Origin of the sequence: Stutzerimonas chloritidismutans (genome assembly GCF_038562055.1) — a bacterium.
In the GTDB taxonomy this organism is placed as follows: Bacteria; Pseudomonadota; Gammaproteobacteria; order Pseudomonadales; family Pseudomonadaceae; genus Stutzerimonas; species Stutzerimonas chloritidismutans_A.
In genome coordinates, this window is sequence record NZ_JBCFXD010000006.1 from 66322 (window position 1) to 89191 (window position 22870).

Sequence of the window (22870 nt, forward strand, 5' to 3'; positions counted from 1 at the left end):
TGCTGTTGGGAGTCCGGATAGGCGAGCGTGGCAATGAACCTATCGTTGCTCTAGGGTTCGAAGCTCAAAGAATTGCTGTGCCTGTGCGCAATCAAGCGTAGTGAATATTGAGAGCCAGGAAAGGCTTTGATGAAGTTATTCAAAACAAAGCGTAAACGGCCCGAGGTGGTGGAAATTGCCACCAAACGTCGTCTGCACGTCAGCCATCTAGAGCTTGGGATGTATATCTGCGAGTTGGATCGACCGTGGCGGCAGACAGACTTTCTCTTTCAAGGCTTCCCCCTGCTTAAGCTTGAGCATATTCAAGCGGTGCGCGAGCGCTGCGATTATGTGTTCGTAGACGACACTCGCCGTGTGCCGGTCGATCAGGGGCAGATGATCGTACCTTCGGCGACGCCCCTGCGCGTGACACGCAAGATGACGCGCATCCCGCTCTCCCTTGAGGTGCAGGAGGCGCGAGAAGCCTATCTGAGCAGCACCCTGGTACTGGATCAGGTGCTACTGGATGTTCAGCAGGGCCGGGCGATCGATACCAAGGCCTGTCAGGCTTTGGTAAAGCGAAATCTCGAAAGCATGCTTCGTAATGAAAGCGCCATGCTGTGGTTGACGCGCCTGAAATCTCAGGATCTTTACACGAGCCTGCACTGCCTTTCTGTCTCCATCCTGGCAATGGGATTTGGGACGCACCTTGGGTTAGCCGACGATAAGATCGAGCTATTGGGTATTGCCGGGCTGTTGCATGACGTGGGCAAGATGAAGATCGATCCGGCGATCCTGAATAAGCCTGGCAAGCTGACCGAAGAGGAGTTCAAGCACATCAAGCTGCACCCAACGTTTGGTTTTCAGGCCCTGTGCTCTCAGGAAGACATTCCTGCTGCTGCGATTCAGGCGGCGCACGGCCATCATGAGCGGCTGGATGGAAAGGGGTATCCGCAAGGGCTCGATCATTACCAAATCCCGTTCACGACCCGGGTAATCACCATCGTTGACGCCTTCGATGCGATTACCAGCCATCGCGCTTATGACAATGCGCGTCCGATCCAGGCGGCCTATGACGTGTTGCGCAGCAGTGCCGGCCAGCAGTTCGACGAAGCATTGGTACATGAATTCATTCGCTGGCTCGGCGTGTTCCCAGTCGGTACGTTGGTGGAACTGCACACTGGCGAGGTGGGGTTGGTGCTGGAGAAGCACGCCCACTTGCACCTCAGACCCAAGGTGGTCGTGTTACGCGGCGCTAACAAGATGCCTTGTGAGCCGCGTTATCTGGACTTGTCCCAGCTGACAGTCGACGCAGATGGAACGCCCTACAGGATCAGTAGCGGGATTCCGGATGGGTCCTATGGCCTGTTCATTGCCGATCCGCAGTTGCAGACCATTCTGCATCCCGAACTGCTTGCAGTCCTCGAGCTCGAGCCGGAGACGGTCGAAGGTTAGGCCTCTTCTCTTTTCCTTCCGACGCCAGCCGGGCACCGGTCGCAAACCATGACTTGTCGGTCAGTCACGATGCTTTACCTCTCGGGTTCTGCTGGGTAACGTCTGTGGACTTTTAACAAGGAATATTCGTCATGAGTGATCTGGTTTCCTACGAAATCGAAGACGGCATCGCCACGCTGACGCTGAATAACGGCAAGGTCAATGCGCTGTCTCCGGCGATGTTCGACGCGCTCAACGCGGCTTTCGACCGCGCCGAGCAGGACCGCGCCGTGGTGATCCTTACTGGCCAGCCGGGCATCCTGTCTGGTGGCTATGATCTCAAGGTCATGACCTCGGGGCCGGAGAACGCCATTGCGCTGGTGACCAAGGGCTCGAAGTTCACGCTGCGAATGCTCGCTCATCCGTTCCCAATCGTTGCGGCCTGTCCGGGCCATGCGATTGCCAAAGGCGCCTTCCTGCTGCTCTCGTCTGATTACCGCATCGGTGTCGACGGCGCGTTCAATATCGGTCTCAATGAAGTGCAGATCGGCATGACCATGCACCATTCGGGTATCGAACTGGCTCGGGACCGTTTGACCAAGCCTGCTTTTCAGCGATCGGTAATCAATGGTGAGATCTTCAATCCACACGCTGCAGTCGAGGCGGGATTCCTCGATAAGACAGTCCCGGCCAGTGAGCTGATGGATGCCGCCAAAGCGGCGGCGGCCCAGTTGAAGAAGATCAACATGACTGCGCACAAGAACACCAAGCTCAAGGCACGCAAGGCCTTGCTCGAAACCTTGGAGCGGGCCATTGAGCTCGACCAGCAGCATTCGATCCTGTCCTGAAGAGAATTTTCGCCGGTCCGCCCATTGCTGGCGGGCCTGCGTTTAAACTGCGCATGCAACGCCCCGCCATGGCGGGGCGTTTTATTTCCTATTCGTGTCGCCTCCCAGGAGAGTCCTGATGTCCGCCCCGCACACCCCGGTAGAACGCGCTGATTTCGACCAGGTCATTGTTCCCACTTTCGCCCCCGCCGCTTTTATTCCCGTGCGCGGCCAGGGCTCACGAGTCTGGGATCAGAGCGGACGAGAACTGATCGACTTTACCGGTGGGATTGCTGTCAACGTGCTCGGCCATGCCCACCCGGCGCTGGTGGCGGCGCTGACCGAACAGGCTGGCAAGCTCTGGCACATCTCCAACATTTTCACCAATGAGCCGGCGTTGCGTCTGGCTAAAAAGCTCACCGCGGCAACCTTTGCCGACCGGGCGTTTTTCGCCAACTCCGGCGCCGAGGCCAACGAGGCGGCGTTCAAGCTGGCGCGCCGCTACGCGCATAACAACCACGGGCCGGAGAAATGCGAGATCATCTCCGCCGTTAACAGCTTCCACGGCCGGACGTTGTTTACCGTGACGGTGGGCGGCCAGCCGAAGTATTCCGATGGATTCGGGCCCAAGATTCAGGGCATCAGCCACGTCCCGTATAACGATCTCGATGCGCTCGCCGCGACGATCTCGGACAAGACCTGTGCCGTGGTGTTAGAGCCGATCCAGGGGGAAAGTGGCGTTCTGCCCGCTGATCAGGCGTATCTGGAAGGGGCTCGCAAGCTGTGTGACCAGCACAACGCGCTGTTGATCTTCGATGAGGTCCAGACCGGTATGGGCCGTACCGGCGAGTTGTACGCCTACATGAACTATGGCGTCACACCGGACATCCTGACCAATGCCAAGAGCCTTGGCGGCGGCTTTCCGATTGGTTTGATGCTGACCACCGATGAGATCGCTGCGCATTTCAGCGTGGGTACTCATGGCACCACTTACGGCGGCAACCCGCTGGCGTGCGCCGTGGCCGAGGCGGTGGTCGATATCGTCAACACGCCGGAAGTGCTGAACGGCGTAAAGGAACGGCACGAGCGCTTCAAGCGGGGCCTGCTGGAGATCGGGCAGCGTCATGGCCTGTTCAGCGAGGTCCGCGGCATGGGCATGTTGATCGGCTGTGTACTTGAGGACGCCTGGAAAGGTCGCGCGCGCGAGATCTTCGACGCGGCTGAGCACGAAGCGCTGATGATTCTGCAGGCCGGCCCCGATGTGATCCGCCTGGCTCCGAGCTTGATCATCGAAGAGGCCGATATCGCCGAAGGGCTTGCCCGTCTTGAGCGTGCTGCGGCAAAGCTGAGCCAGCCCTGAGGCGAGGCATAGCGTCTTTAAAACTAGCAGGGCAGTCATCTGCCCTGCCTCTTTTCCCCTACCGAGATTCTAACGATGAGCGACAGCCTGCAATTGATCCTTGAAGACGTAGATGGCACCCAGTTGGAGACGTCTTGCACCCGTTTTGCTGTGATGTGGCAGGGGCGGGAGGTCTGGATTCAGCAAGTCGGCAACAACCAGCTGATGATCGGTGTCGATGTAGAAGACGGTGACACTGAATACGCCAACCTGCTGCTACGTCCATTGGCGACCAACCTGGTTAGCCTTGAGCTTGAAATGGAGCCGGTTGAAGCCGGCGAGGATGATCACGTTCATGGTCCGGACTGTAACCACGACCACTGACTGCTCCGAAATGCCGACGCTGGGTCGGCTGTTGGAACTGACGATTGCCGGTCAGGTGCCGGCTGAAGGCGAGCAGTTCACCGCCGATGGTGCTCGGCTGCGATGGTTGGGCGAGGGAGCCTTGGAGGTCACGCCTGCGAACGGCCTGGATTCGGGACTTGATCTGGTGCTGTCGGCGGGCGTGCATGGCTGTGAAGTCATTCCGATTGAACTGCTGGACCGCTTGATCCAGGCGGTCGCCTGTAACGAGATTCGCCCGCGTGCGCGGCTGTTGTTGTTGTTCTGCAATCCGCCGGCGATGCGTCAGGGCGTACGTCGGGTCCGCGAGGATCTGAATCGGCTGTTTTGTGGCAAGCACAAGGGTGGCCTGAGCGACGAGACTCGCCGCGCCGCGCAAATTGAAGCCTGGGTCGCGCAGTTCTTTCGCGAGCCGGGCCGTCGCCGTTGGCATTACGACCTGCATTCTGCGATGTGTGCCTCGAAGTTGCCGCAATTCGCCGTCTCTCCCTGGATGCCGGATCGTGAAGTCTCCCCTGACAGTCTGCTGCGCCTTCGGCAGGCGGCGGTCGATGCGTTGCTAGTTCAGGAGAAGCCCTCCGCCACCTTTAGCGCGTACACCGCGACATACCATGGTGCCGAGGCGTTCACCCTGGAAATGGCAGAGGCGGCCGAAGGCGCATGGCCTGACTGTCTCGACACGTTTCTTCAGGCCGCGCGTCACTGGATCCAGGCGGACGCCCCTGAGCGGGTCCAGCCACGGCGACCACTCAAGACGTTCCGGTTAGCGCGAGAAGTTATCAAGCACAGCGAGAAATTCGTCTTGCGCTTGCCTGCCGATATCGAAAACTTCACCGAGTTGCCACTGGGTACGCTACTGGCAGAAGACGAAGGTGGCGTTCGTTGGGTGGTCGAAGAGCGTGACGCGCGCATCTTGTTTCCCCTGGCTGATGTCGCAATCGGAGAGCGCGCCGGACTGATCGTGGTGCCTTTTGGCTGAGCCTGGCTAAGATTTTTGATTTTTGATTTTATGGATTTGGGCTCTGTGTGGGAGGCGCGCCCCGGGGCGAAGCTTTAGCTTTGGGGCGGTCAGCGTTTCCGCATTCGCCGCGAGGCGCGCCTCCCACAGCAGCGGCTCGGCATTGGCATTGCTCTGACGTCGTGGAGGGGCGCCTTTTACAGAAGCAGCCAGGCACTGGCGTTGTTTTGGGAGGCCCGCCCCGGGGCGGCGCTTTAGCTTTGGGGGCGGTTAGAGTTTCCGCATTCGCCGCGAGGCGCGCCTCCCACAGAGGCGGCTCGTCATTGGCATTGCTCTGACGTCGAGGAGGTGCGCCTCTTACAGAAGCAGCCAGGTGTTGGCGTTGTTGTGGGAGGCCCGCCCCGGGGCGAAGCTTTAGCTTTGGGGCGTTCAGAGTTTCCGCATTCGCCGCGAGGCGCGCCTCCCACAGACGGCTCGGCATTGGCATTGCTCTGACGTCGTGGAGGTGCGCTTCTTACAGAAGCAGCCAGGCGCTTGCGTTGTTGTGGGAGGCCTGCCCCGGGGCGAAGCTTTAGCCTTTAGGGCCCCCTAGGTCAGACGCCGGCTGGCGGGTTGTTGAGCGAGTCGTTACCGGTCACGGTGGCCGTTCCGGTGGCCGCCTGAGCATTGGCTTTCAAGCGCACGTCATCGGCCTCACTGCGTTCGAGCGGCATGTTTCGCGAGTTTCCCTCGGCCATTCTGGCCTGTTCGTTCACGTCGTCGAGCATGCGCTTGGCTTCGCACTGGCCGGAGATGCCTCGTGCCAGGGCCATTCCGCCGACTGCCAGCTGTAGAACTCCGCCTACGCCGCCACGCCCAAGTCCTTTACCGAGGAAGTACAGGCCGCCGATGATCGATGCTGCGCGCTCCCAGCCGTGCACGTTCTGTGAGGCGTGGTTTGAGGATGTCCTGAACATGGGTAATCACTCCGAATTGATGGTGTGATAAGTGACCCCGTCGCTCTGGCACTGTTCCCACCGTGGGTCGGCAAACCTGGGGCCCACAGGCAATGGGGCCGGCGGCACGCTTGGGGCCTCGATTTTCTAGCGAGGCGCCATGTTGAATACCTTGAGGACGAAGGCGTATTCCAGCGCGACGTCCTTCAGCGCCTGATAGCGCCCGCTCATGCCTCCATGCCCAGCGCCAAACTCTGTTTTCAGCAGCAGCAGGTTGTCGTCGGTCTTGTGCGCGCGAAGCTTGGCGACCCACTTGGCCGCTTCCCAATATTGAACGCGGCTGTCGTTATACCCGGCTACCGCGAGAACGGCCGGGTAGGGCTGGCTGCGCACGTTCTCGTAGGGCGCATAGGCCTTGATGCGGGCATGCACGTCGGGCTGATTCGGGTCGCCCCACTCGTCGTACTCGGTCACCGTTAGCGGCAGGTCGGCGTTAAGCATGGTGTTCAACACGTCGACGAAGGGCACCTCGGCGATGGCTGCACCGAACAGGTCCGGCCGCAGATTGACTACAGCGCCAATCAGCAGGCCCCCGGCGCTCCCGCCGCTGACGGCGAGTCGAGCCGGTTCGGTATAACCATCTGCAACGAGCTTTTCGGCGCAGGCAATGAAATCGCTGAATGTGTTTGGCTTATGTTCCAGTTTGCCCCCCCGATACCAGGCCTCGCCAAGATCGCCGCCGCCGCGTACATGGGCAATGGCGAAGACGAATCCGCGATCGAGCAGCGATAGCCGGGCATGGGAAAACCAGGGGTCCAGGCTGTGGCCGTAAGCACCGTAGCCATAGAGATACAGAGGGGCTGGCTTACCGAAATGCTCACGGCGGCCAACCAGGCTGATAGGCACCTGAGTGCCATCGGCCGCAGTGGCCCAGATGCGTCGGCTCTCGTAGGCATCGGCATCGAACGGACCCTCGACCGGCGTCTCCTTGAGCACCTGCTGCTGGCCGTCGGCCAGGCTCAGTTGACGGATCTGAGCCGGGCGGTTCAGCGCCTCGTAGCGCAGCCGGATAACCGGGCTGTCGAATTCGAGCGTGTTGTGTACGTGGAGGCTGTAGGCGGCATCCGGCAGTTGCACACGGTAGGGCGCGGCAGCCGACGGTCGAACTTCGATGATGGGAAGCCCGGCCTCGCGCAGACTCAGCGTGACCGCGTCGGCGTTCAGGCTGACGTCTTCCAGCATCACCGAGTCGCTGTGGCCGATCAGCTCTTGCCAGTGCTCGCGTTGCGGGGTGCGCTCCGGTGCCTGATACAGGGCGAAATTGATACCGGCCTGGTTGCTGCGGATCAGCCAGCTCCATTGCCCATCCAACAGGCCATGGTCAGGGTAGTACTCGTGATCGTCCTGGCGTGGTGCCAGGCAAACCCAGTTTCCTTCGGGTTCATCCGCTGAGAGCGCCCAGGCTTCGCTGGTGGTCTTGCTGTTTGAGAGGATGACCAGCTGGCGCTCTGAGCTGGCTCGGTAACAATGCACGAAATAACGCCCGTCTGGGTCGTGATAGACCTCGGTGCGCTCGCTGTCGCCCAGCCGGTGACGGTAGATCTTGTGGGGGCGGTGGGTGTCGTCGAGTTCGCCGAAGAACAGGGTTTGGTTATCGTTGGCCCAGGTCATGCTTCCATCGCAATCTTCGAAGGGGAGCGCGGTCACCTCGCCTGTTTGCAGGTCCTTGACGAACAGCTGGTAGATCTCGTCGCCTTGCGTGTCGAGGCTGTAAGCCAGTTTGCTGTGGTCCTGGCTGACGCTGAACGCGCCCAGCGACAGGAAGCCTCCTGCTGCCAGCTCGTTGGGGTCGAGCAAGAGTTGCTCGCTCGCTTCATCCACGGCGAATGAGCCGTCCGCCGGGCGCGCGCAGCGGTAGTGGCGCGGATATTCATCGCCAGCCGTGGTGCGCTGGTAGTAGAGCCAGGGTCCCCAGGGGGAGGGCAGCGAAAGGTCGGTCTCACGGATACGGCCTTTGATCTCGAGAAACAACGATTCACGCAGTTGTTCTTGGTCAGCCAGCTGTTCTACCAGATAGGCATTTTCCGCTTTCAGGTAATCGAGCACCTCGGGTGCGTCGCGGTTCTCCAGCCACTTGTATGAATCCTGGCCTGTATCGACGCGGGCAATGGGGGCAGACATGCGTAACTCCTGGAGCGCGGCTGCGCACTGGCGCAGCTGAACGGGATTTTGGGTGCAGGCGGTGAGTGTACAAGCAAGCCAGGCTGGTTGTGACGCTGGGCGCAAGAAGTGGTCCATCACTGATGGCGGGTGGGATCAGCTGCATGAATGCCCGCCCATGCGAGGAAAGATAATTCTGCTCGTCGCGGGTTTGGCTGGCCTTGGCTAGGCTTGATGGTCTTGAAGCGGATGAAGTGCTCTTGCGGTTTGGCCAGTCGATTGACATTCGGATGCTTTTCAAAGAAGGTGTGCTCACCCAAATCAAACGGGCGTATGAATCGAGCGTTTGCCACGCAAATGCCGTCAGCCCGGTTTATCGTGTCGGTGGGTGTCGTTTCACTGTGTAGCAGTGACGGTCTTCGGGCCGATGACGTGCGACACGTAACGTTCAGCTTCCATACCGTGGAGATCAGTTGATGATTTACGAAGGTAAAGCCATCACGGTTAAGGCTCTTGAGAGCGGCATCGTCGAATTGAATTTCGACCTCAAGGGTGAGTCCGTCAACAAGTTCAATCGCCTCACCCTCAACGACCTGCGCCAGGCAGTCGACGCCATCAAGGCGGACGCTTCGGTCAAGGGCGTAATCGTTACCAGCGGCAAGGATGTTTTCATTGTCGGTGCGGACATCACCGAGTTCGTCGACAACTTCAAGATGTCCGATGAGGAGCTGGTCGCCGGTAACCTCGAAGCGAACAAGATCTTCAGCGATTTCGAAGACCTCGGTGTCCCGACCGTCGCGGCCATCAATGGCATCGCGTTGGGCGGTGGTTTCGAGATGTGCATGGCCGCTGACTACCGCGTCATGTCCACTGTTGCCAAGGTCGGCCTGCCAGAAGTGAAGCTGGGCATCTACCCAGGTTTCGGCGGTACCGTTCGACTGCCGCGTCTGATTGGCGTGGACAACGCTGTCGAGTGGATTGCATCCGGTAAGGAAAACCGTGCTGAAGATGCGCTCAAGGTGCGCGCCGTAGATGCCGTAGTTGCCCCTGAGCAGCTGCAGGCTGCCGCACTGGATCTGGTCAAGCGTGCCATCTCCGGAGAGCTGGACTACAAGGCCAAGCGTCAACCAAAGCTGGACAAGCTCAAGCTGAACGCTATCGAGCAGATGATGGCGTTCGAAACCTCCAAGGGTTTTGTGGCTGGTCAGGCTGGCCCAAACTATCCGGCGCCGGTCGAAGCGATCAAGACCATTCAGAAAGCCGCCAATTTCGGCCGCGACAAAGCGATCGAAGTTGAGGCCGCTGGCTTCGTCAAACTGGCCAAGACCTCTGTTGCCCAGAGCCTGGTCGGCTTGTTCCTGAGCGATCAGGAGCTGAAGAAGAAGGCCAAGGCATATGACAAGCAGGCCCGTGACGTGAAACTGGCGGCCGTGCTCGGCGCCGGCATCATGGGTGGCGGTATCGCCTATCAGTCGGCTGTCAAAGGCACGCCGATCCTGATGAAGGATATCCGCGAAGAAGGCATCCAGATGGGCTTGAACGAGGCTTCCAAGCTGCTCGGCAAGCGTGTCGAGAAAGGTCGCCTGACGCCAGCGAAGATGGCTGAAGCACTCAACGCCATTCGCCCAACCATGTCCTACGGCGACTTCGGTCACGTCGACATCGTGGTTGAAGCCGTTGTCGAAAACCCGAAGATCAAGCAGTCGGTGCTGGCCGAAGTGGAAGGTCTGGTGCGTGACGATGCCATCATCGCTTCGAACACCTCGACCATTTCCATCAGCCTGCTGGCCCAGGCGCTCAAGCGTCCGGAAAACTTCTGCGGCATGCACTTCTTCAACCCGGTGCACATGATGCCACTGGTGGAAGTCATCCGTGGTGAGAAGACCAGCGAAACCGCAATCGCCACCACCGTTGCCTACGCCAAGAAAATGGGCAAGAGCCCGGTCGTGGTCAACGATTGCCCGGGCTTCCTGGTCAACCGCGTGCTGTTCCCGTACTTCGGCGGCTTTGCCCGCGCCATCGCTCATGGTGTGGACTTCGTCCGCGCTGACAAGGTGATGGAAAAGTTCGGCTGGCCGATGGGCCCGGCGTATCTGATGGACGTCGTCGGCATGGACACCGGCCACCACGGCCGTGACGTGATGGCTGAAGGCTTCCCGGATCGCATGAAGGACGACACTCGTACGGCCGTCGATGTGATGTATGACGCCAACCGTCTTGGCCAGAAGAATGGCAAGGGCTTCTATGCTTACGAGATGGACAAGAAGGGCAAGCCGAAGAAAGTGGTCGACCCGCAGTCCTACGAGCTGCTCAAGCCGGTGGTCAGCGAGACGCGTGAGCTCTCCGACGAAGACATCATCAACTACATGATGATTCCGCTGTGCCTTGAGACTGTCCGCTGCCTGGAAGACAACATCGTCGAAACCGCTGCCGAGGCCGATATGGGCTTGATCTACGGTATCGGCTTCCCGCCTTTCCGTGGTGGTGCACTGCGCTACATCGACTCGATCGGTGTTGCCGAGTTCGTGGCACTGGCCGACAAGTACGCCGACCTGGGCCCGCTGTATCACCCGACTGCGAAGCTGCGTGAGATGGCCGCTAACGGCCAGAGCTTCTACGGCTAAAAGGGCTTTGAAAGCGTAGCGAGCGAAGACAAGGCGAGGCGAAGTTGGTCGAAAAAGCGGAGTTTACGAGTAGTAAATGAGCATTTTGAGGCTGACTTCAACGACGCCCGGCCTAGCGCAGTAGCTTTCAAGGCGCTTTTCTAATGAGGAATAGAGAGAATGAGCCTTAATCCGAGAGACGTCGTCATTGTCGACTTCGGCCGTACCCCGATGGGTCGTTCCAAGGGCGGCATGCACCGCAATACCCGCGCCGAGACCATGTCCGCGCAGCTGATCGATGGCTTGTTGGCACGCAACTCCAAAGTCGACCCGGCAGAAGTCGAGGACGTGATCTGGGGCTGCGTCAACCAGACCCTGGAGCAGGGCTGGAACATCGCCCGTATGGCTTCGTTGCTGACCCGTATCCCGCATACCAGCGCCGCGCAGACTGTCAGCCGCTTGTGCGGTTCGTCCATGAGCGCTTTGCACACCGCCGCTCAGGCGATCATGACCGGTAACGGTGATGTTTTCGTCGTGGGTGGTGTCGAGCACATGGGCCACGTCGGCATGATGCATGGCGTCGACCCGAACCCGCAGCTGTCGCTGCACGCTGCCAAGGCGTCCGGCATGATGGGGCTGACTGCCGAAATGCTGGGCAAGATGCATGGCATAACCCGCGAGCAGCAGGACGCCTTTGGTGAGCGTTCGCATCGTCTGGCGCACAAAGCGACCGTCGAAGGCCTGTTCAAGGATGAAATCATCCCGATGGAAGGCTACGACGAGAACGGTTTCCTCAAGGTCTTCGACTACGACGAAACCATTCGTCCGGAAACCACTCTGGAAAGCCTGGCGGCGCTGAAGCCGGCTTTCAACCCGAAGGGCGGCACCGTGACTGCAGGTACCTCATCGCAGATCACTGACGGTGCTTCCTGCATGATCGTCATGTCGGCACAGCGTGCTCAGGATCTGGGTATTCAGCCGATGGCGGTGATTCGCTCGATGGCGCTGGCCGGCGTGGATCCGGCAATCATGGGTTACGGTCCGGTGCCGGCGACTCAGAAAGCGCTCAAGCGTGCTGGTCTGACGATGGACGACATCGACTTCGTCGAGCTCAACGAAGCCTTCGCGGCTCAGGCATTGCCAGTTCTGAAGGACCTCAAGCTGCTCGACAAGATGGAGCAGAAGGTCAACCTTCATGGTGGCGCCATTGCCTTGGGTCACCCGTTCGGTTGCTCAGGTGCGCGTATTTCCGGCACTCTGTTGAACGTGATGAAGCAGAACAGCGGTACGCTGGGCGTGTCCACAATGTGCATCGGCCTCGGTCAGGGCATCACCACGGTGTTCGAACGCGTCTAAGCTATTTGGCGGCACGGAAACCGGGGCCTTGTGCCCCGGTTTTCATTTTTGATGAGTGTTTTTTTCAGAGGCAGTCGAGATGCAAGTCACGCCAGGCCGTTACCGCCATTACAAAGGCCCCGAGTATCGCGTATACGCAGTGGCTCGGCATTCCGAAACGGAAGAGTCAGTGGTCTTCTATCAGGCGCTATACGGCGATTTCGGGCTATGGGTTCGTCCGCTCTCGATGTTTACCGAAACGGTAGAGGTCGACGGCGAAACGCTTCCCCGTTTTGCCCTTATCGAAGCCGAGCCCACTCGTTTTTAGGCACTGTCTGCACGAGCTGGCTTAACCCCTGCGCTTGACCTCAGCTCTATCGCCACTATATATAGCGGTGCTTTCAGACCGGGTGAAGATCATTCTCCCTCGGTTTAGGACGATAAGACCCAGCCGGGCAGCCAGGCTGCCAATGGATTTAGGCCATGGGTGCGGACGTTTTCCGGAGCAAATGATTGCTCTCGCAGGCTGGTTACGCTGCTTCGCTTCTAGGCTGGCAAGCCGGGTGACGTTTCGACGTCGGGCTGCTGCCGGTTCAATAATCTCAGTTCACCTCTCGATTCAGGAACTCTCCTCTCCATGGGTAAATCGCTGGTCATCGTGGAATCACCGGCCAAGGCCAAGACAATCAACAAGTATTTGGGCAACCAATACGTGGTGAAGTCGAGTATCGGCCACATCCGCGACCTTCCCACCAGCGGCTCTGCCAACAAGGAGCCGGTCAAGCGCGGCAAGGCTGCAGCGGCCGAAGCTCCAGCGCTTTCGCCGAAGGAGAAGGCCAAGCGTCAGCTGTTTACCCGCATGGGCATCGATCCCGAGCACGGCTGGAAGGCGAAGTACGAAATCTTGCCCGGCAAAGAGAAGGTGATCGATGAGCTTCGTCGCCTGGCCAAGGAAGCCGATACCATCTATCTCGCGACCGACTTGGATAGAGAGGGGGAGGCCATCGCCTGGCATCTGCGCGAATCCATAGGTGGCGATGATGGCCGCTACAAGCGTGTGGTGTTCAACGAGATCACCAAGAAGGCGATTCAAGAGGCGTTCTCCAAGCCGGGCGACCTCGATATCAATCGTGTCAATGCACAGCAAGCGCGACGGTTCCTCGACCGAGTCGTGGGTTACATGGTTTCACCGCTGCTCTGGTCCAAGATCGCCCGAGGGCTTTCCGCTGGCCGTGTTCAATCAGTTGCCGTGAAGCTGGTGGTGGAGCGTGAGCGCGAGATCCGGGCATTCGTTCCTGAAGAATATTGGGAAGTACACGCGGACCTCGGTACGAGCGGCAGTGCCAAGGTTCGCTTCGAAGTCTCTCGCGAGAACGGCGAAGCCTTCAAACCCCTCAACGAAGCGCATGCCATGGCGGCGCTCGAGCAGCTCAAGGATTCCAGTTACAGCGTCACCAAGCGTGAGGATAAGCCGACCAGCAGCAAGCCGTCGGCGCCGTTCATCACCTCGACGTTGCAGCAGGCGGCGAGCAACCGATTAGGGTTCGGCGTTAAGAAAACTATGATGATGGCGCAGCGTCTCTACGAGGCTGGCTACATCACTTACATGCGTACCGACTCGACCAATCTGTCGGCAGATGCGCTGACGATGGTTCGTGGGTTCATTGAAGACGAGTTTGGCGGCAAGTATCTGCCTGAAAAGCCCAACTTCTACTCCAGCAAGGAAGGCGCCCAGGAGGCTCACGAGGCGATTCGCCCGTCGGACGTCAATCTGCGCCCGGCGCAGCTGACGGGAATGGAACGAGACGCCGAGCGTCTCTATGACCTTATCTGGCGTCAATTCGTGGCGTGCCAGATGCCGCCTGCACAGTATCTGTCGACGAGCGTGACGGTCACTGCCGGCAATTTCGAGCTGCGCGCTAAGGGCCGCATTCTCAAATTTGACGGTTACACCAAGGTCCTGCCGCAGCAAAGCAAAAGTGGCGAAGACGACGTATTGCCGGAGATGAACAAGGGCGACGGGATGAAGCTGATCAAGCTTGATCCGAGCCAGCACTTCACCAAGCCGCCGGCGCGCTATTCGGAAGCGAGCCTGGTCAAGGAGATGGAAAAGCGGGGCATCGGTCGTCCATCGACCTATGCGTCGATCATCTCGACGATCCAAGATCGTGGCTACGTCTCGCTGCACAACCGCCGGTTCTATTCCGAGAAGATGGGCGACATCGTTACCGAGCGCCTGTCAGAAAGCTTCAACAATTTGATGGATTACGGTTTTACCGCCGGCATGGAAGAGAACCTCGACGATGTCGCACAGGGTGAGCGCGAGTGGAAACATGTACTCGACGAGTTCTACGGTGATTTCAAGAAAAAGCTCGAGGTGGCCGAGGCCAGCGAGAACGGCATGCGTGCCAATCAGCCGACCCTGACCGACATTCCGTGCAAGGTTTGCGGTCGGCCGATGATGATCCGCACCGCGTCCACCGGCGTCTTCCTAGGTTGCTCCGGCTACAGCCTGCCACCAAAAGAGCGTTGCAAGTCCACGGTCAACCTCATCCCTGGCGATGAGATTGCCGCTGATGACGAAGGTGAGTCCGAATCCCGAGTGCTGTTGGGCAAACATCGTTGCCCGATTTGCAGCACGGCGATGGATGCCTATCTGCTCGACGAAACCCATAAGCTGCATATCTGTGGCAACAACCCCGACTGCACCGGTTACGAAATCGAAGAGGGTCAGTACCGCATCAAGGGCTATGAGGGACCGAGCCTGGAATGCGACAAGTGCGGCAGTGAAATGCAGCTCAAGACGGGCCGCTTCGGCAAGTTCTTCGGCTGCACCAATGCCGACTGCAAGAACACGCGTAAATTGCTCAGAAGCGGTGAGGCGGCTCCACCGAAGATGGATGCCGTGAAGATGCCTGAGCTCAAATGTGAAAAGGTCGACGACACCTATGTGTTGCGTGACGGCGCCTCCGGTTTGTTCCTGGCCGCCAGCCAGTTCCCGAAGAACCGTGAGACCCGTGCACCCCTGGTGCTGGAGCTGATCCCCCACAAGGATGAGATCGACCCTAAGTATCACTTTCTGCTGAGTGCGCCTCAGAAGGATTCGGAGGGGCGCGCGGCGGTGATCCGCTTCAGCCGCAAGACCAAGGAGCAATACGTTCAAACCGAGGTCAATGGAAAGCCGACCGGCTGGAAGGCATTCTTTGATGGCGGCAAGTGGAAGGTAGAAGACAAGAGCACCGGCAAGTAACTGGTAGCCGCGAGTCGAAGCCTGTTTCTCGCAGGCTTCGACTCATTGCGTTTCAACTCTCGGGAGACCGTCGCCATGGCCCATGAGCTGTACACCCGCACCAATCAGAAAATCTACTTCGCCGGACTGGCCCTCGAAAACTGGCGGCGGGCTGAAGAGAAAGGCGCGATGAATGCGCCAGGTCTGATTCAGGCCGAGCGCGAGGCTAGCCTTTTTCATCTGTACGGCGCGTTGTTGGGCTTGTGTCATGAGATCGCCGGCTACTATCGCCTGCCCGAAGCCAATGCGCCGCGTCCGGAGCTGATGCTGGTGCCCTCAGTGCAAGGCGCTTCATCAAGCCCGGAGCTCGCTGAGCTGATCGAGCTGGCCGAGTATTCCGAAACCTGGTTATCACAGCTGCTTAAAGCTTACTCGGTACTCTTCGAGCCGCCTCGTACGCCAACCAAAGCCAAGACCGATCCCACCATGCCGTTGATCGAGGCAGTCAGTGTCGATGAACAGGTGCCGGCGTTGGCGCGGGAAGACCTGGAGGTTTGGCGGCAAAGCTTGAAAGAGCTGGCCTTACGCTTTCGCGAGTCACTGACCGAGTGGTAAGCGAATAAGCATGCAACGGCAGGGGCTGCCGTTGCATCAGGTGCGCTGCTTGAACCTTAGGACTAGAGCAATGCCGCCTAGAATCGCAAAGCCGGCGACCAGCAACTTGCCGGTCAAGGGCTCCCCTAGCAACAGGCTTCCCGCCAAGGCTGTAAGAAGTGGCACGCTCAGCTGTACGGTGGCCGCCTGGATGGCCGCCAGGCCCGGGAGCGCTACGTACCAGATGGCGTAGCCGATGCCGGAGGTCAAGCCGCCAGACAGCAGCGCATAGATCACTCCTGTGCTGTCCCATTCCAGGCTGTTCAGCGCCAGCAGGCATAACAGGATGGCAATTGGCAGGGTCCGAACGAAGTTACCCGTAGTAGCAGCCAGCGCATCAGGCGTACCTTTGCCTAATATCGAATAGGCGCCCCACGCGGCGCCCGCCAGCACCATCAGCAGAGAAGCCGATAGCGGCGGTGTACTCGTGCCGGGCAGCAGAAGTGCTACTAGGCCAGCGCCTGCCAAAAACATTCCGGCACTCTGCCCCCAATGCAATCGCTCACCGTGAAGCATCCCCCAGGCGATCATGCTCAACTGCACAGCCCCGAACAGCAGCAGCGCGCCGGCACCCGCGTCAAGGTTGAGGTAGGCATAGGAAAAGGAGGCTGCATAGGCGAAGAGTGCCAAGGCGCCTCGCCAGCTACCGGAGGTCGAAGAAGCTCGTCTTCTCAGGAACAGCAAAAGCCACAACACCACTGCTCCGGCAAATAAACGCAGTGCAGTAAAGCTGGCCGGATCGATCTGGCTGTCGCGAAGTGCCGCGCGACAAAGCAGTGAGTTGCCAGCGAATGCAAGCATGGCCAGGGCCGTCAATAGCAAGGTTTTGATGGTCATCCAGCGGTCCGGTCCACGGTAGACCGCCATCCTACTGGGCGGCCGCGTTGCTGCGCATCTGCTTTTTGCCTGGACGAGAGAGCCTGAAGATTCAGCATTGTGTCTCGGCAGCGAAAGCCAAAGGCTGCCGGCCGGACGGTCGGCTGTTACAATGCGCCGTTTGAACGGGAGCATGATCATGCCAACGTCTTTTCTGGAAATCGTCGAGCTACCCGACGGCAGCATTGTGCTGCGTCGCGCCGAGGACGAAGGCGTACTGGTCACGCTGGATTTTTCTGACGATGCCAAGGCGTTCCTGCAGGGTCAGCACGTCGAAATCGCCAAGGCAATGTTCAACATTGGCGTGCAAATGGCGGGGCGGGTGTCAGAAGGTGATTTCGAGCGGGAGGAAGAGGGCTCGCGGGTATTGCATTGAGAGGTGGAATGCCTGGACAGCTTTATGGCTGCGGGCGGGCTTCGGCACATCCTTATGCCGAATGGCTGGGACGTATCAGCTGCCCAGACGAATGTTCAAACTTTGCGCATTACCCTGAGCGGCCGCCACCCGAAGTTTCAGTCGGGACGCCTTGTCGAGGCGTGGGAACCAGGTAATCACCGTGTGGCTGCAGCCTGACACCAATGCCTTACACGCCAGCTCAAGCGCAGTCTGACTTTCACGGGCTTGCAGCAACAGGATACGGTCACGATTCAGGCCGGTTTCTCGCAGCCAATTCTGTGAAAGCGATACCGGTGGAGCAATCAGTGTGAGCCAGCGCGTATCAGCCGCCTCACTGAGCTCGCGCAGCATTGGAGCCAGCAACTGGCGGCAGTGATCCCCGCTACCGGTAAGGGTCATTTCGCTAAGGCAGTCATCCGCGGGCTGCGGGGCGCGCGCTACCTCGCCGAACGGTGTCAGGCGATGCGCGATCAGCCCTTCGAACAAGGAAAGCTGCGGTGGTTTGGCTGCGGTGGGTTGGGGATGGTACTGCATGAACCTCTCCTTAGCGGCGTATTACGCCGACGCTCAAACCTTCGATAACAAGCTCTTGCTGCTCGAGATCAACTTCAATAGGCGCAAACTCGGGGTTTTCAGCGAGCAGCCAGACCTTGCTGCCTTCGCGCTTAAAACGCTTAACGGTTACTTCGTCCTCGATTCTGGCCACGACAATCTGTCCGTTACGCGCTTCACGCGTGGTATGGACCGCCAGCAGATCACCATCGAAGATGCCGACATCCTTCATGCTCATACCGTGTACACGCAGCAGGTAATCAGCCTTCGGCTGGAAAAACGAAGGATTGATCTGGCAAGATTCTTCGACATGCTGCTGTGCGAGAATTGGCGCCCCGGCGGCCACCCGGCCGATTACGGGCAGTCCGTTTTCTTCGGTAGCCGGTTCGAACCCTGGAATACGTATCCCGCGGGAGGCGCCGGGCGTCATCTCAATGGCTCCTTTGCGAGCCAGGGCCTTGAGGTGCTCCTCTGCGGCATTGGGTGACTTGAAACCCAGCTCTTGAGCGATCTCGGCACGCGTCGGCGGATAGCCGTTGTCCTCAAGGCAGCGCTTGATGAAAGCGAGAATTTCCGACTGGCGTGGGGTCAACTTGATCATCAAAGGTCTCTGTTCTTTTATACAGTGACTGGGATTATATACAGTGTTGGATGCTTGGCAATCGTTGTTTGAAGTAGCCGCAGGCTATCTCAGCACGTGCTTTGAACCGGCCGCCGGAGTTATTTGGCGCTATGTCGGTTGACTTGGGGTAGGTTGAAACGTAAGTTTCAAACAGATGTTTGTCAGGGGAGAGGCATGGCGCAGTCCGAAACAGTCGAGCGTATTCTGGATGCGGCGGAGCAGCTATTCGCTGAGAAGGGGTTCGCCGAGACCTCGCTGCGTCTGATCACCAGCAAAGCCGGCGTCAATCTGGCCGCTGTGAATTATCACTTTGGCTCTAAAAAAGCCCTTATTCAGGCGGTTTTCTCGCGTTTTCTGGGTCCGTTCTGCTTGAGCCTCGAGCGTGAGCTCGACAGGCGTGAGGCGCAGTCCGACAGAAAAGAAAGTCTCGAGGAGCTGCTTGAGATCCTAGTTGAACAGGCACTGGCAGTTACGCCACGCAGTGGCGACGACCTGTCCATATTCATGCGCCTGCTGGGGCTCTCGTTCAGTCAAAGCCAGGGCCATCTTCGTCGTTACCTGGAGGACATGTACGGCAAAGTGTTCCGCCGTTATATGCATCGAGTACACGAAGCCGCTCCGTCGATCCCACCCATTGAATTGTTCTGGCGTGTGCACTTCATGCTTGGTGCTGCGGCATTCAGCATGTCCGGCATCAAGGCTCTACGGGCCATTGCCGAGAACGACTTTGGCGCCAGGACGTCAATCGAGCAGGTCATGCGCATGATGGTGCCATTCCTCGCGGCCGGCATGCGGGCCGATTCCGGCGTGGCTGATGCCGGACTGGCTCAGGCACATCCTATTGCCCGGCGTAACGCGCTGGCGATGCCCGCCAAGGGCTAAGGTGCATCCTCCCAGGGCGATCAGCTAAGCTACCGCCCATGACTGACCTCGATTTTCTTCACGTCTCGATCGCTGACCAAATGCTTTACGGTTTTACCGGCTCCCGCCTGCGGCTCCGGTTGCCAGTGTCGACTGCACTTAATGGCGTAGGCGAGCGTAATGGCTCTGGTTGTACGCCGCGAGGCCGTCACCGGGTGCGCGCGCGTATTGGGGAGGGTCTGCCTTTGGGGGCCGTGTTGCGTGGACGACGCTGGACCGGTGAGATATGGAATGCCGACATACATGACCAGTTTCCTGGTCGTGACTGGATTCTGACTCGAATTCTCTGGCTTAGCGGCTGCGAGCCTGGCTACAACCGGATGGGCTCGGTGGATACCTTCCGTCGCTATATATATATGCATGGCACGCCTGACTCTGAGCCTATGGGCATACCGCGCTCGCATGGCTGTATCAGAATGCGCAATGCCGACCTGCTCGATCTGTTTCCCCGTGTGCCCGCTGGCTGTGCCGTACAAATCGGCGAAGCGGCATGTCCGGAATGGTCGAGCGCAACGATCAATTAAGGAATCGCATGACTAACATGCAAGGCTCTTTGATGCTGGATGTCGCTGGCACCTGGCTAACTGCCGAGGATCGCCAGTTGTTACGCCAGCCGGAAGTCGGTGGGCTGATTCTATTTGCCCGCAACATCGAAAGTCCGCGTCAGGTCGAGGCCCTTTGCCGCGCCATTCGAGCGGTGCGGCCTGACCTCTTGCTCGCAGTCGATCAGGAGGGCGGGCGTGTCCAGCGGCTGCGGCGTGATTTCGTCCGGCTGCCGGCGATGCGAGAGTTTGCCTCACATGCCAATGCCGTTGAATTGGCAGAAGCCTGCGGCTGGATCATGGCGACCGAGGTGCTCGCCGTTGGACTCGATTTCAGTTTCGCGCCTGTGCTGGACCTTGATTATCAGCGCAGCGCGGTGGTGGGCTCGCGTGCTTTCGAGGGAGATCCGCTACGCGCCAGTGAGCTTGCAGAGGCTTTCATTAACGGCATGCACAGTGCCGGAATGGCCGCCACTGGTAAGCACTTTCCCGGTCATGGCTGGGCCGAAGCAGATTCTCATGTGGCCATACCGGTCGACGAGCGTGGACTGGCCGAGCTTCGCGGTCAGGATCTTGTTCCGTTCTACAGGTTGGCGGACAAGCTCGATGCCGTGATGCCAGCCCATGTGATCTATCCGCAGGTCGACGACAGACCCGCTGGGTTTTCTCGGCGCTGGTTACAGGATGTCCTGCGCGGTGAGTTGGGTTATCGCGGGGTGATCTTCAGTGATGACCTGTCGATGGCCGGGGCGCATGTGGCCGGTGATCCCGCGAGCCGGATCGAAGCAGCGCTGTCAGCGGGTTGCGACATGGGACTGGTATGCAACGATCGAGGCGCCGCGGAGTTGGCGCTGTCGGCGCTGCAGCGGCTTGGAGTGCGGCCATCCGCGGCCTTAGGCAAGATGCGCAGCCGTGCGGCCGACTCGTCGGAGTATAAACAGGACCCACGCTGGCAGGCCGCCATTGCTGCGCTCAGAGCCGCTGAGCTGATTGCTTGACCAAGGAACATAGATGACTGTCCATGCCATTATTGGCGGCACCGGGCTTACAGAGCTGCCGGGGCTGACCCTGCGTGAAGCGGTACCCGCAGAGACGCCGTACGGTCCGCCGTCAGCCGATATTCTGCGTGGCGACTATGCCGGTCAAGACGTGCTGTTTCTCGCCCGGCACGGGCACCCTCATCGGGTTCCACCACATCAGGTGAACTACCGCGCCAATCTGTGGGCTCTGAAACGCGCGGGCGCAGAGTCCATCATCGCAGTGAACGCTGTTGGTGGCATTCATCCAGCCATGGGTGCCGGCCATCTCTGTGTGCCTCACCAGCTCATCGATTACACCTATGGCCGTGAGCACACATTCTTCGAGGGCGACATCGAGCATGTCACCCATGTCGATTTCAGTTATCCCTATGACGAACGCTTGCGTCAGCGCCTGATAGGCGGTCTGGCAGCTGAGAGTTATATATTCAGCAGCCATGGCGTGTATGGCTGCACTCAAGGGCCGCGGCTGGAAACGGTCGCCGAAATCTCCAGGATGGAGCGCGATGGTTGCGATATCGTCGGGATGACCGGTATGCCGGAAGCAGTATTGGCGCGTGAGCTGGAGCTCCCATATGCCTGTCTGGCTCTGGTGGTTAATCCTGCTGCTGGAAAGGCCAGCGGGATAATCACCATGGCCGATATCGAGGCCGCCCTGGCTGAAGGGATCGTCAAGGTGCGTACGGTACTGGCTCGCGCGCTGGTGGGTTGAGTACAGGGATGGCGTGCTGCCTTGGCGAGCGAGTGGCGCGTTGGCTGAAATGGAGCGAGGTGCTGGCGGCCCCCCGAAAGAACGGTAGTAAAGACGTAGCGTATCGCTGCTAATTTCGTCAAACACCCATTGCGGGCGATCCGCTGCTTGCTACACTTGGCCGTCCTTTGGAGTACCGGAATGCTTTGCCACGCACCCATAAGAAGAATATCCAGAACGGTGATGTTGTTGAGTCTGCTGGCCGGCCTTGCAGGCTGTTCGACCTGGTTCAGCAGTGATTTCCGGGATCCTCGTGTTCAACTCAAAAATGTTGAAATCATCAAGGCCAGGCTGCTCGAGCAGGAGTTCATGCTGCGCTTTCGCATCGACAATCCCAACGAGCAAAGCCTTCCCGTTCGCGGCCTGGTCTATACAGTGCACCTCAACGACATCGAGCTGGCGAGCGGTGAGTCCAGTGGCTGGACAACCGTGCCTGGAAACGGCTTCGAGTATTACGAGGTCCCGATCCATACCAATCTCTGGCGGCACATGAAATACATTGTTCGTTTGCTGGAAAAGCCGGACCGTCCCATTGCCTATCGTCTGGATGGTGAGTTGAAAACGGGCCTGATGCTCGGGCGGCGCGTGCACATCTCCACCAATGGCGAGATAATCCCTGGCAACTTTATCCCGGAGTAGCAGTACCGATGAACCACGAAACCCATGTGCACGGTCCCGATTGCAACCACGATCACGACCACGCACACCACGATCATGGTCATGTCCACGGCCCGCATTGCAACCACAGCCACGATCCGGTGCGCAATCCGCTGAAGGATGTTGGTCGGAACGATCCTTGCCCATGTGGTAGCGAAAAGAAGTTCAAGAAGTGCCACGGAGCCTGATCCGCGCATGACACCCATCACCACACTGTTGCTCATAGCTGGCCTGCTGCTGATCGCGGCCCTGGCGGGATACGCTCTGCATCTATGGCGCAAGGTGTGGCGTAGGGAGCAGCAACTGGCGGACATGCAGGCGCAGCAGCATGCAGCGCTGGCGGCGGATCTGCGTGTACTTGCCGGCAGCTTGCTCGACGAGCAGGTCCCGTTGATTGAGGGCGCGATCCGGATCAAGGTACTGCTGGACAATTACGACTCCACATTAGGCCAGGATCCTCGCTGCCAAGTATTCCAGGTGCTCTTCGCGGAGACCTCGCAGGTGCCGACGCATGACGCCTGGAGAGCGCTGGATCGCTCCGAGCGTCGCCATCATGAAGCCCGGTTCAGCGCGCTCGAATTGCAGCACAAGGCCGAGGCGCGCCGCTCCGCCCGCTGGTTGCTAGACGAAGCACTGCCGAAGAATCACCAAGCCGCCTGA

Annotated in this window: 23 protein-coding genes; 18 read left to right on the forward strand and 5 right to left on the reverse strand. The window is 59.2% G+C overall.

Annotated elements, in window-relative coordinates:
* Positions 1 to 129 precede the first annotated feature (129 nt).
* The 5 genes from AAGW23_RS11135 (at position 130) to AAGW23_RS11155 (ending at position 4960) form a co-directional block, all read left to right on the forward strand.
* The gene (locus AAGW23_RS11135; RefSeq protein WP_319297823.1) at positions 130 to 1434 is read left to right on the forward strand and encodes an HD-GYP domain-containing protein; all 1305 of its coding nucleotides are present in this window, start codon (positions 130 to 132) and stop codon (positions 1432 to 1434) included.
* Positions 1435 to 1565: 131 nt separating this feature from the next.
* Entirely contained in the window at positions 1566 to 2261 is a 696-nt protein-coding gene (locus tag AAGW23_RS11140; protein ID WP_148924852.1) for a crotonase/enoyl-CoA hydratase family protein, read from the forward strand.
* Between the two features lie 118 nt (positions 2262 to 2379).
* Entirely contained in the window at positions 2380 to 3600 is a 1221-nt protein-coding gene (locus AAGW23_RS11145; protein ID WP_342406566.1) for an aspartate aminotransferase family protein, read from the forward strand.
* A 75-nt stretch (positions 3601 to 3675) separates the two neighbouring features.
* Complete coding sequence (locus AAGW23_RS11150) at positions 3676 to 3963, forward strand: topoisomerase II (RefSeq protein WP_319297818.1); 288 nt, start codon at positions 3676 to 3678, stop codon at positions 3961 to 3963.
* 10 nt (positions 3964 to 3973) lie between these two features.
* Complete coding sequence (locus AAGW23_RS11155) at positions 3974 to 4960, forward strand: succinylglutamate desuccinylase (RefSeq protein ID WP_342406739.1); 987 nt, start codon at positions 3974 to 3976, stop codon at positions 4958 to 4960.
* A 572-nt stretch (positions 4961 to 5532) separates the two neighbouring features.
* Here AAGW23_RS11155 and AAGW23_RS11160 read toward each other — a convergent pair.
* A complete protein-coding gene (locus AAGW23_RS11160; RefSeq protein ID WP_342406567.1) occupies positions 5533 to 5895 on the reverse strand; it encodes a YgaP-like transmembrane domain in 363 nt (120 codons plus the stop codon).
* Positions 5896 to 6021: 126 nt separating this feature from the next.
* The gene (locus AAGW23_RS11165) at positions 6022 to 8055 is read right to left on the reverse strand and encodes a S9 family peptidase (protein WP_342406568.1); all 2034 of its coding nucleotides are present in this window, start codon (positions 8053 to 8055) and stop codon (positions 6022 to 6024) included.
* A 455-nt stretch (positions 8056 to 8510) separates the two neighbouring features.
* Between AAGW23_RS11165 and fadB the strand changes: the two genes are divergently transcribed.
* The 5 genes from fadB (at position 8511) to AAGW23_RS11190 (ending at position 15816) form a co-directional block, all read left to right on the forward strand.
* The gene (gene fadB / locus AAGW23_RS11170) at positions 8511 to 10658 is read left to right on the forward strand and encodes a fatty acid oxidation complex subunit alpha FadB (RefSeq protein ID WP_342406569.1); all 2148 of its coding nucleotides are present in this window, start codon (positions 8511 to 8513) and stop codon (positions 10656 to 10658) included.
* 159 nt (positions 10659 to 10817) lie between these two features.
* The gene (gene fadA / locus AAGW23_RS11175) at positions 10818 to 11993 is read left to right on the forward strand and encodes an acetyl-CoA C-acyltransferase FadA (RefSeq protein ID WP_159968574.1); all 1176 of its coding nucleotides are present in this window, start codon (positions 10818 to 10820) and stop codon (positions 11991 to 11993) included.
* Positions 11994 to 12072: 79 nt separating this feature from the next.
* A complete protein-coding gene (locus tag AAGW23_RS11180) occupies positions 12073 to 12300 on the forward strand; it encodes a DUF1653 domain-containing protein (RefSeq protein ID WP_019340656.1) in 228 nt (75 codons plus the stop codon).
* Between the two features lie 309 nt (positions 12301 to 12609).
* Complete coding sequence (gene topA, locus AAGW23_RS11185) at positions 12610 to 15222, forward strand: type I DNA topoisomerase (protein ID WP_342406570.1); 2613 nt, start codon at positions 12610 to 12612, stop codon at positions 15220 to 15222.
* A gap of 75 nt (positions 15223 to 15297) precedes the next feature.
* A complete protein-coding gene (locus AAGW23_RS11190; protein ID WP_319297813.1) occupies positions 15298 to 15816 on the forward strand; it encodes a DUF6586 family protein in 519 nt (172 codons plus the stop codon).
* A 36-nt stretch (positions 15817 to 15852) separates the two neighbouring features.
* Here the strand turns inward: AAGW23_RS11190 and AAGW23_RS11195 are convergent, their stop codons facing one another.
* Entirely contained in the window at positions 15853 to 16692 is an 840-nt protein-coding gene (locus AAGW23_RS11195; RefSeq protein WP_319297812.1) for a DMT family transporter, read from the reverse strand.
* Positions 16693 to 16870: 178 nt separating this feature from the next.
* On the opposite strand from AAGW23_RS11195, the gene AAGW23_RS11200 reads away from it, so the two are divergent.
* Entirely contained in the window at positions 16871 to 17107 is a 237-nt protein-coding gene (locus AAGW23_RS11200; RefSeq protein WP_102835015.1) for a hypothetical protein, read from the forward strand.
* A gap of 75 nt (positions 17108 to 17182) precedes the next feature.
* Here AAGW23_RS11200 and sulA read toward each other — a convergent pair whose 3' ends face one another.
* Positions 17183 to 17662, reverse strand: coding sequence for an SOS-induced cell division inhibitor SulA (gene sulA / locus AAGW23_RS11205; protein ID WP_342406571.1), 480 nt, complete (start codon positions 17660 to 17662; stop codon positions 17183 to 17185).
* Between the two features lie 10 nt (positions 17663 to 17672).
* Entirely contained in the window at positions 17673 to 18281 is a 609-nt protein-coding gene (gene lexA, locus AAGW23_RS11210; protein WP_200637973.1) for a transcriptional repressor LexA, read from the reverse strand.
* Between the two features lie 195 nt (positions 18282 to 18476).
* Here lexA and AAGW23_RS11215 point away from each other — a divergent pair, with 195 nt between their 5' ends.
* The 7 genes from AAGW23_RS11215 (at position 18477) to AAGW23_RS11245 (ending at position 22870) form a co-directional block, all read left to right on the forward strand.
* A complete protein-coding gene (locus AAGW23_RS11215; RefSeq protein WP_342406572.1) occupies positions 18477 to 19184 on the forward strand; it encodes a TetR/AcrR family transcriptional regulator in 708 nt (235 codons plus the stop codon).
* Between the two features lie 38 nt (positions 19185 to 19222).
* Entirely contained in the window at positions 19223 to 19747 is a 525-nt protein-coding gene (locus tag AAGW23_RS11220) for a L,D-transpeptidase (protein WP_342406573.1), read from the forward strand.
* Positions 19748 to 19764: 17 nt separating this feature from the next.
* The gene (gene nagZ, locus AAGW23_RS11225; protein WP_342406740.1) at positions 19765 to 20763 is read left to right on the forward strand and encodes a beta-N-acetylhexosaminidase; all 999 of its coding nucleotides are present in this window, start codon (positions 19765 to 19767) and stop codon (positions 20761 to 20763) included.
* A 13-nt stretch (positions 20764 to 20776) separates the two neighbouring features.
* Entirely contained in the window at positions 20777 to 21514 is a 738-nt protein-coding gene (locus AAGW23_RS11230) for an S-methyl-5'-thioinosine phosphorylase (RefSeq protein ID WP_342406574.1), read from the forward strand.
* A 180-nt stretch (positions 21515 to 21694) separates the two neighbouring features.
* Complete coding sequence (locus AAGW23_RS11235; RefSeq protein ID WP_045428403.1) at positions 21695 to 22192, forward strand: LEA type 2 family protein; 498 nt, start codon at positions 21695 to 21697, stop codon at positions 22190 to 22192.
* 8 nt (positions 22193 to 22200) lie between these two features.
* Positions 22201 to 22398 carry an SEC-C metal-binding domain-containing protein gene (locus tag AAGW23_RS11240; RefSeq protein ID WP_102834641.1) on the forward strand — a complete coding sequence of 66 codons (198 nt, stop codon included), beginning with the start codon at positions 22201 to 22203 and terminating at the stop codon, positions 22396 to 22398.
* Positions 22399 to 22405: 7 nt separating this feature from the next.
* The gene (locus AAGW23_RS11245; protein WP_342406575.1) at positions 22406 to 22870 is read left to right on the forward strand and encodes a DUF2489 domain-containing protein; all 465 of its coding nucleotides are present in this window, start codon (positions 22406 to 22408) and stop codon (positions 22868 to 22870) included.

Excerpts from the sequence above, each read along its gene's own strand:
- sulA (WP_342406571.1), bottom strand. The coding sequence starts at position 17,662 with ATGCAGTACCATCCCCAACCCACCGCAGCCAAACCACCGCAGCTTTCC.
- AAGW23_RS11200 (WP_102835015.1), top strand. The coding sequence starts at position 16,871 with ATGCCAACGTCTTTTCTGGAAATCGTCGAGCTACCCGACGGCAGCATT.
- AAGW23_RS11220 (WP_342406573.1), top strand. The coding sequence starts at position 19,223 with ATGACTGACCTCGATTTTCTTCACGTCTCGATCGCTGACCAAATGCTT.
- AAGW23_RS11195 (WP_319297812.1), bottom strand. The coding sequence starts at position 16,692 with ATGACCATCAAAACCTTGCTATTGACGGCCCTGGCCATGCTTGCATTC.
- topA (WP_342406570.1), top strand. The coding sequence starts at position 12,610 with ATGGGTAAATCGCTGGTCATCGTGGAATCACCGGCCAAGGCCAAGACA.
- lexA (WP_200637973.1), bottom strand. The coding sequence starts at position 18,281 with ATGATCAAGTTGACCCCACGCCAGTCGGAAATTCTCGCTTTCATCAAG.
- AAGW23_RS11235 (WP_045428403.1), top strand. The coding sequence starts at position 21,695 with ATGCTTTGCCACGCACCCATAAGAAGAATATCCAGAACGGTGATGTTG.
- fadA (WP_159968574.1), top strand. The coding sequence starts at position 10,818 with ATGAGCCTTAATCCGAGAGACGTCGTCATTGTCGACTTCGGCCGTACC.
- AAGW23_RS11145 (WP_342406566.1), top strand. The coding sequence starts at position 2,380 with ATGTCCGCCCCGCACACCCCGGTAGAACGCGCTGATTTCGACCAGGTC.
- AAGW23_RS11150 (WP_319297818.1), top strand. The coding sequence starts at position 3,676 with ATGAGCGACAGCCTGCAATTGATCCTTGAAGACGTAGATGGCACCCAG.
- AAGW23_RS11240 (WP_102834641.1), top strand. The coding sequence starts at position 22,201 with ATGAACCACGAAACCCATGTGCACGGTCCCGATTGCAACCACGATCAC.
- AAGW23_RS11245 (WP_342406575.1), top strand. The coding sequence starts at position 22,406 with ATGACACCCATCACCACACTGTTGCTCATAGCTGGCCTGCTGCTGATC.
- AAGW23_RS11160 (WP_342406567.1), bottom strand. The coding sequence starts at position 5,895 with ATGTTCAGGACATCCTCAAACCACGCCTCACAGAACGTGCACGGCTGG.
- AAGW23_RS11230 (WP_342406574.1), top strand. The coding sequence starts at position 20,777 with ATGACTGTCCATGCCATTATTGGCGGCACCGGGCTTACAGAGCTGCCG.
- AAGW23_RS11215 (WP_342406572.1), top strand. The coding sequence starts at position 18,477 with ATGGCGCAGTCCGAAACAGTCGAGCGTATTCTGGATGCGGCGGAGCAG.
- AAGW23_RS11190 (WP_319297813.1), top strand. The coding sequence starts at position 15,298 with ATGGCCCATGAGCTGTACACCCGCACCAATCAGAAAATCTACTTCGCC.
- AAGW23_RS11140 (WP_148924852.1), top strand. The coding sequence starts at position 1,566 with ATGAGTGATCTGGTTTCCTACGAAATCGAAGACGGCATCGCCACGCTG.
- AAGW23_RS11135 (WP_319297823.1), top strand. The coding sequence starts at position 130 with ATGAAGTTATTCAAAACAAAGCGTAAACGGCCCGAGGTGGTGGAAATT.
- AAGW23_RS11180 (WP_019340656.1), top strand. The coding sequence starts at position 12,073 with ATGCAAGTCACGCCAGGCCGTTACCGCCATTACAAAGGCCCCGAGTAT.
- nagZ (WP_342406740.1), top strand. The coding sequence starts at position 19,765 with ATGCAAGGCTCTTTGATGCTGGATGTCGCTGGCACCTGGCTAACTGCC.
- AAGW23_RS11165 (WP_342406568.1), bottom strand. The coding sequence starts at position 8,055 with ATGTCTGCCCCCATTGCCCGCGTCGATACAGGCCAGGATTCATACAAG.
- AAGW23_RS11155 (WP_342406739.1), top strand. The coding sequence starts at position 3,974 with ATGCCGACGCTGGGTCGGCTGTTGGAACTGACGATTGCCGGTCAGGTG.
- fadB (WP_342406569.1), top strand. The coding sequence starts at position 8,511 with ATGATTTACGAAGGTAAAGCCATCACGGTTAAGGCTCTTGAGAGCGGC.